Origin of the sequence: uncultured Campylobacter sp. (genome assembly GCF_938030785.1) — a bacterium.
Classification (GTDB): domain Bacteria; phylum Campylobacterota; class Campylobacteria; order Campylobacterales; family Campylobacteraceae; genus Campylobacter_B.
The window spans coordinates 1-7,260 of the sequence record NZ_CALHIK010000106.1 but is presented as its reverse complement, the minus strand read 5'-3'; the positions used below and the strand labels follow the sequence as shown (position 1 = coordinate 7,260).

General features: G+C 48.8%; 6 protein-coding genes. 2 read left to right on the top strand and 4 right to left on the bottom strand.

Annotated elements, in window-relative coordinates; all coding sequences use genetic code 11:
- Positions 1 to 775: 775 nt before the first annotated feature.
- The 4 genes from Q0438_RS06040 to rpmB all read right to left on the bottom strand — a co-directional run bounded on the left by Q0438_RS06040 (position 776) and on the right by rpmB (position 3,876).
- Positions 776 to 1,006: a YdcH family protein gene (locus tag Q0438_RS06040; RefSeq protein WP_299188567.1), complete on the bottom strand. Its 231-nt coding sequence runs from the start codon at positions 1,004 to 1,006 to the stop codon at positions 776 to 778.
- Between the two features lie 343 nt (positions 1,007 to 1,349).
- A complete protein-coding gene (gene argJ / locus Q0438_RS06035) occupies positions 1,350 to 2,543 on the bottom strand; it encodes a bifunctional glutamate N-acetyltransferase/amino-acid acetyltransferase ArgJ (protein ID WP_299188564.1) in 1,194 nt (397 codons plus the stop codon).
- Positions 2,536 to 3,666, bottom strand: a complete 1,131-nt coding sequence (locus Q0438_RS06030; protein WP_299188561.1) for a potassium channel protein — start codon at positions 3,664 to 3,666, stop codon at positions 2,536 to 2,538. Before Q0438_RS06030 ends, argJ begins: the two co-directional genes overlap by 8 nt.
- Before the next feature lie 18 nt (positions 3,667 to 3,684).
- The gene (gene rpmB, locus Q0438_RS06025) at positions 3,685 to 3,876 is read right to left on the bottom strand and encodes a 50S ribosomal protein L28 (RefSeq protein WP_299188554.1); all 192 of its coding nucleotides are present in this window, start codon (positions 3,874 to 3,876) and stop codon (positions 3,685 to 3,687) included.
- A gap of 144 nt (positions 3,877 to 4,020) precedes the next feature.
- On the opposite strand from rpmB, the gene rpe reads away from it, so the two are divergent.
- Positions 4,021 to 4,662: a ribulose-phosphate 3-epimerase gene (gene rpe, locus Q0438_RS06020; RefSeq protein ID WP_299188551.1), complete on the top strand. Its 642-nt coding sequence runs from the start codon at positions 4,021 to 4,023 to the stop codon at positions 4,660 to 4,662.
- A gap of 21 nt (positions 4,663 to 4,683) precedes the next feature.
- Positions 4,684 to 5,490: a 3'-5' exonuclease gene (locus Q0438_RS06015; protein WP_299188546.1), complete on the top strand. Its 807-nt coding sequence runs from the start codon at positions 4,684 to 4,686 to the stop codon at positions 5,488 to 5,490.
- Positions 5,491 to 7,260 lie beyond the last annotated feature (1,770 nt).

Sequence of the window (7,260 nt, the reverse complement as noted above, 5' to 3'; positions counted from 1 at the left end):
GCGGGTTAAATTTTACGCTTTGCGAAGCGGCGTACCTGCAAAATTTAAAATTTGCAGCCTTGGCGTTTGCTGCGTTTAACCACTTCTGCAAATCTAAATTTCAGATCGATTCGCGTCTAAGCCTTTACGGCGATAGGAATTTGCTCGTTTTAAATTTTTAAAATCGCTACTTTGAAATACGGATCGTTTCGGCTTTTGATTTGTTGTATCGGGAATACCTTGCTCTGACGAAGCCTCGGGCAGCGAACTGAAAGCCTTAAGCGATCGAATATTGTGCCGCGCCTATCCCTCATTTTGACGATCCGCACCGCGTTAGGGTTTTATACGGATTGCGTTTGATCTCGCGCTAAATTTAATCGTACGGCTAAATTTTAACGCACAGCGTTTCCTGTCCGCGAATGTTTTATATCATTGCCTGCTTGTCGCCGAAGATCGCGCTGGCCGTAAGGGTGAAATTTTACGATAAATTTTTATCTTTACGGCACAATCTTTGCCGAGGATCAAATTTTAAAATTTAGCCGATTTCGGCGTATGTTTGCGAACGGACAGGTTGAAGCGCAGCCCACCTGCCGCGCTTATGCGCATAAAAGTCTAAGCGAGAGCGCCGACTAGCTTGCCGTCATTAAATAGGAAAAAAACCGCCGACTATGCGTTTGTGCCGTAGAATTTTAGCTCGTCCTTGCGTATAGGAAGCCCGATCTTCGCGTATTTTGTGACGCACATGCAAAGCCCGCCGCCGCAAAAATGCAGGCGTGGGCTCGGAATTAAAGATCGACTATTTGCCCTCTTTTTCGGCTTTGTATTGAGCTAGCAGGGCGCCTATCTCATCTTTTATACGAAGCTTTTCCCTTTTCATCGTATCAAGCTCCATATCGCTTAGATGCACTCTGCCCGCCTGCGCGTCGGCGATTTTGTGATCCAGCTCGTCGTGCTTCTCGAAAAGCGAATCAAATCGTGCGTTTTTGCCTTTTAACTCAGTGATTAAATCTCTGTATTCATGAAACATTTTTGCTCCTTATTTAAAATTTATCATAGTGTAGCATAAGGGCGCTTAAGCCCCGATTTTAAAAGCAAATTTCGGCTAAATTTAATGCGGTTTTTTTGAGTTTTTGAGAGCCGCGGCGATTTTTAAAACAGGCTAAATTTTATAAATTTAACCCGTTCTTTTAGGTTCTTTGTTGCCGGGCGCGTGAGCCGACAAAATTTTACCTTTACGATTATTTTTTCGCGGATTTGGGGAATATTGCCGCTGCGCCAGCTGTTTATCCGCTGCGATTAATTCATCTTTAAAATTTTACGCCCTCGGGGCCCAAATTTACATGAAATTTTATCGGCGCAGAGCCTTAAATTTAAGATCTATAATCCGCGTTGATTTTTACGTAGTCGTAGCTAAGATCGCAGCCGTATGCGCTAAACTCGCCATTTCCGAGCCCCAAATCGCACCAGATCGTAAAGCTTTTTTGCTGCATTACGGCGTGAGCCGCGGCCTCGCGCGCGGCGTCCAGCTCGCGATTTTGCGCGTCATAAAGCAGCACATCGTCGTATTTGATACGCAGCTTTTCTTCGTCGCATTCGATACCGCAGGCGCCTATAGTGGAGGCTATGCGACCCCAATTCGGGTCTTCGCCGAAGATCGCCGTTTTAACAAGCGGCGAATTGCTTAACGCCTTTGCCGCCGTGCGGGCGTCTTCGGCGTTCGCGGCGCCGCTTACTCTAAATCGCACCAGCTTGTTTGCGCCTTCGCCGTCTTTTACCAGCATTAGCGCAAGCTCGCGCGTAAGGGCGTTTAGCGCAGAGGCGAAGGCCTCCTTTTCGTAGGCGCATTTGGCGCTGCTGCAGAGCATAATCGTATCGTTGGTGGAGGTATCGCCGTCGACGCTTACGGTGTTGAAGCTCTGCTCCGCTGCTTTTTTTAGTAGTTCGTCCATATCTGCGCGCGGGATTTTTGCGTCGGTCAGGACGAAGCAGAGCATGGTCGCAAGCGCGGGATTGATCATGCCTGCGCCCTTGCAAACGGCTGCGATGTGAAATTTCTCGCCGTTTTCTAAAGAAATTTCATACGCAAGCTCTTTTTTTATCGTATCGGTAGTCATAATGGCGGTGGCTAGGGCGTTCGAGTTTCGTGCCGAGAGGTCAAAATTTTGCGCGGCGGCGATAATTTTTTCCTTTTTGAGGCGGTAGCCGATGACGCCGGTCGAGCTCATAACGGGGTTTATCAGAGGGATTTTTTTGCCAAGCTCGCTAAAAATTTCATCGATATCGGCGATGCCTTGCTTCCCGGTCATAGAGTTTGCGTTTTTAGAATTTACTAGGATAAAATTTGTTTTAAGTTCTCCGTCCGCGCGCTCTTGCACCTTTTTAAAATGCCTAATCGGTGCTGCTTGAAATTTATTGCTCGTAAAGATCGCACTTACGGCAAAGGGCTCATCCGCGCGGATAAACCCTAGATCGTTACCCTCTTTTTTAAAGCCCGAATTCACGCCGTCAAAATAAAAGCCCTCGACATTTTGCAGCCCAAGCTCAAGCGGGGCGATTTTAAACATATCTCATCTCCTGCGGTTTATATTTGCTGCGGATGAGCTTTTTGGTGTTGCGGATGCCCTCTGCCGTACCGATGACTAAAAATTTCACCCCCGTGCCGATCAGATAGTCGCCGCTTGGCATCGGGATGAAACGGTTGTTCGGCTCTTTGATCCCCACGACGTCGGCATTTGTAAGATCGCGCAGACGAGTTTCTTTTAGGCGCTTAAAGCGCACCCAGGAAAAATCGGGTATCGTGATCTCCTCGATGTCGATGGGCGAGTCTTTTTGATACAAAAATCGCTCCAAAATATTTTCCATATCGGGGCGCACGCTGATCGCCGAAAGCCTCTGCGCGGCGAGCTTGGACGGCGAAACGATGGAATTTGCGCCGAGTTTTTTCAGCCTCTGCGTGTCGCTGTCGTCGTCGCTGTTTGCCATTATGGAGTAGGGGGTAATGCGGCCAAGCTCCTTTTCGTAGAGGCGTACCAGCGAGATTATCGCGATATTATCGGCTAAATTTGAAGCCAGCGTGATGACGCATTTGGCCGATGAGAGGTGAGCTTTTAGCATCGTGGTTTCCACGTGCGGCTCGCCTACGACATAATAAGGGTAGCGGTTTTCCTCGGCGATTTTGGCTAAATTCGGATTTGGATCGATCACCACGAAGGGCAGGTGGTTTTCGCGAAACTGCTTGGCAAGCTCGGCACAGTAGATGTTGTTGTAACAGATGATGTAGTGGTTTTTTAGCCTTGCGATGTTGTTTATCATTCGTTGCTCCCTGAGTAAATTTTGAAGCGTGCCCTTTTTGATCACTTCGACGACGACGCCCAGACAAAATGAAAACGTACCGAATCCCATGAGGATGAATAGCACGGTAAAAATTCTACCCGCGGGCGATATAGGCGCTACTTCGGTAAAACCCACCGTCGTAAAGGTCATGCCCGCCTGATAAAAGGCGTCCACGAGCGAAAAGCCCGCTATAAAAACATAGCCTAGCGTGCCGATTAGCATCATCAATACGATAGTTATCAGCGGTAGGCGGAATGGGCGTAGCTGGTCGTAAATTTCCGTGTAGAGGTTTATGTCCGGCTTAGTCGAGCCGGACCAGTCGAGGAATTGCTTGATCTTGTCCAAGATAGACATAAATTCCTCTTTAAGAGGTTATTTTGATAGCTTTTTCATAGTTCTTAGAGTAGAGGCTGCGACTTTGATCCTTTTGGTCGTGCCGTCTTCAAGCTGTACGCGTATGCTGCGTAAATTTACCTGAAATTTCTTCTTCGTCTTGTTGTTTGCGTGGCTGACGTTATTGCCTACCATCGCACCTTTGCCGGTTATCGCGCATCTTCTTGCCATAATAGATCCTTGGTGATTAAAATAAATGGCGATTATAGCGAAAAAATTTCAAATTATGCTTAAAATTCGCCGCGGTTCAAATTTAGCGAAATTTATGACAAAACTAAGTAAAATTCCGCATCTTGAAATTTTAAAGGAATCTTAATGTATGTCGCACCCAGCATTTTATCGGCGGATTTCGGAAGGCTTTCGGAGGAAATTCGCGCAGTCTGCGAAGCTGGCGCCGATCTCATTCACGTGGATGTGATGGACGGGCATTTCGTACCCAATCTCACGATCGGGCCGCTCGTAGTAAGCGCCGCGGCAAAGGTGAGCAGCAAGCCTTTGGACGTTCATCTGATGGTTAAAAACGTGCCGTTTTTCGTCGATCTTTTTTTGCCGCTAAAGCCGAAATTTCTTAGCTTCCACATCGAGGAGGAGACCCATCCGCTGCGCCTCATAGATCATATCCGCCATAGCGGCATCTCGCCCGCGGTCGTGCTAAACCCGCATACCCCGCTTAGCGCGCTGGAGTTTATCTTGGGCGAAGTGGATATGGTGCTTTTGATGAGCGTTAATCCGGGCTTTGGAGGGCAGAAATTTATCCCATCGACGCTTGAGAAAATTAAGCAACTGCGCGAGCTGATCGATCGCAAAGGCGCAAAATGCCTCATCGAGGTCGACGGCGGCGTAAACGGGCTGAATATTGCTGGTATCGATGAAGCGGGCGCCGACGTCGTGGTGGCCGGCAACTACATATTTTCTTCAAACGACTACACGGAGGCGATCCGTGCGCTTAAAATTTAGGCGCGGCACAGGGGTAAAATTTTGACGCGCCAGATCGAAAATCTCATAAATTTACTGGCTCAAAAGAGCATAAATTATTACGATTTTATCTCAAAAGCAAGCGACATTGCCGAGATTACCGAGCTTTTCGAGCCAAAAGACCTCTCGATGTGGCGGGCGCTGGGCATAGAGATAATAAAACTCGACAACGGCAAAATCACGCTCAAAACCCGCGAGACGGATATTTCGGATGAAATTTTTTGCTTCGTAGATATAGAGACGAACGGCGGGCTCTCAAACGGCCAGATCATCGAAATCGGCGCGATAAAAACGCGCGGCACGCAGGAGCTGGACCGCTTCGAGAGCTTCGTTTACGCGCCCGTCGTGCCCGAAAATATCACCGAGCTTACCGGTATCCGCGCGGACGATCTTATGGGCGCGCCGCCGCTAGCTAGCGTGCTGGAGCGGTTTAGACTGTTTTTAGGCGATAGCGTTTTTGTGGCGCACAACGTTAAATTTGACTACGGCTTTATCGACGCGAGCCTGCAAAAATGCGGCTTTGGGATGCTTTTAAATCGCAGGCTCTGCACCGTCGAGCTCGCGCGCCGCACGATCGAGGCGCAAAGATACGGACTCGGCTCGCTAAAAGAGCTTTTAGGCGTGCAAAACGTCCACCACCGCGCATTTAGCGACGCCGTTTCCTGCTTTGAAATTTTCAAATCCGCGCTCTCGCGGCTGCCGTGGAGCGTGCAAAGCACCGAGGATCTGATACTTTTTAGCAAAACCGCAAAGAGCCTGGCACTGCCTAAGCCGCAGATTTCGGGGCGCGACGATGGCGAAATTTTATAAACCCCGCGCCGAATTAAGAGACGAAATTTTAGTGAAATTTCGCGCCGCCGTTTGAGAGATAAAATTTGCGCTTTTAAGCGGCGACGCTTTAATCTGCGCGGATTGCGGTAGCATAATTCGATCCGAGCGATTTTGGGCGGCGCAAATCGGCGTGTATGGACCTGGATTTTGAAATTTTACCCTTGCCGTAGCGATTGAATGCGCACAAATCGCGGCGGCGCAAATTTAAAGCGCTACTGCGGCGAGATGTGATTGCGAGCGAACCGAAACGGCGCGAATTTAAGCAGGCGCAGTTTTAAATCGTATTGCGATCGCACCGAATTTAAGTGTAAATGCCCGCAGCGGCGCACTCCGCGTATGCCGGCCAGGCGGGATCACGTGATTTTAATTTACTCGGGCGGGTGCGGCAGCGAGTGCTCGTGGAGCCTTTTTGCTTTCGCGGTTTTGACTTTTGCGGCGATAAATTTTGCGCCCGCCCGCGGTTTTACAACCTTGCTTCGGGCGAATTTTATGAGCGCTTGCAGTCGCGTGGATACGTCCGAAGCGTCGTGCGCTTTAAATTTTAAAATTTAGCCTAGACGCGCGAATTTGATGCTTTAAACTATAAAATCAATAAATTTTGTCCGCGCCTGTCTGTCTTTTGCGTCCTAAAAGCGATAAATTTAGCGTGCCCGCACTGCCGCCACAGATACGCTAGGCACGAGGGTTTTCTGCATTCGCCGCTTAGAATTTTGAGATTTGATTTTAGCTTGACGACCTGGTCGGTACGTGCCCGTGCCGCAAATTTTAAAATGGAGCTTTATAAAATTTTTTGGCGTCGACCGAAAATTAAATTTCATAAATTTTTATCGCAAAACACAGCGCGATCGGAGTAAATTTACGTAAACCCAAAATTTATCGTAGCGGCGTACCGTAGTCGCATATGTACTAAAATTTAGCGATAAGCGAATCCGCGATCCTAATAATACGAATTTTACGCAGACGCGCCCAGCTCCGAATCAAAGCGTCATCGGAGGGCTGGCGGGCTTTGCGAGCGAGCGGAGTAATGCGCCGCCGTTATCTTTGCAAGAAGCGCGATCTTGCGATTGAGCGGTCTTTCCCGCCTCAAAAAGGGCATATCGCGGGCTAAAATTTAAACGGAATTTCATAAGACGCGGCGCTGCTTTTAAATTTACGTTGCAAATCTCATAGGCTGCGAATACGGCGGTTAAATTTTAAAAATTCTATCTGTTTTAAATCATGTCTTGAGGTATGTATTGCGAGGATCCGCGAGTCGCTTGATTGGAAAATGAGTCTTGCATATGTAGTATCGTGCGCAGTAAAGTAAAATTTCACGCTGTCCGCCGCCGCGCCGCCTAGTCGTTTCTGCCTTTTCAAACACGCTAAATTTCAGTAGAGCTCCGCTTTAATTTTGCTCTAATGCAAAATTCGTCCGTTCATGGCGCTTTCAGCTAAATGAAATTTTACCGTTCACTGCGAGACGCGCGGTATTTACTTGCCGTGCATGCGCGTGATGAACCAGCATCCGCCTGCCGCGAGCCGTCGCCGCGCTATATCCCTGCCCGCACTCGCCGCACTCTCTGCAAGTTTTAGCGAACGCGCCTTAAATTTTGGTCCAAAATCCCTATTTAGCGCCGCGCCCGAGTATAAATAAACGCACCGCCTGTTCGGCGACGCGGGCTAAATTTTGCGTCGCGACGGCGGGATCCATCGCGCGCTCAAGGCTCATCGGCTCGTTTAAAACGCTGAAAAACGCGCCGATGCCGTGCT

Coding starts and splice junctions, on each gene's coding strand:
- Q0438_RS06030 (WP_299188561.1), bottom strand. CDS start 3,666: ATGTCTATCTTGGACAAGATCAAGCAATTCCTCGACTGGTCCGGCTCG.
- rpmB (WP_299188554.1), bottom strand. CDS start 3,876: ATGGCAAGAAGATGCGCGATAACCGGCAAAGGTGCGATGGTAGGCAAT.
- rpe (WP_299188551.1), top strand. CDS start 4,021: ATGTATGTCGCACCCAGCATTTTATCGGCGGATTTCGGAAGGCTTTCG.
- argJ (WP_299188564.1), bottom strand. CDS start 2,543: ATGTTTAAAATCGCCCCGCTTGAGCTTGGGCTGCAAAATGTCGAGGGC.
- Q0438_RS06040 (WP_299188567.1), bottom strand. CDS start 1,006: ATGTTTCATGAATACAGAGATTTAATCACTGAGTTAAAAGGCAAAAAC.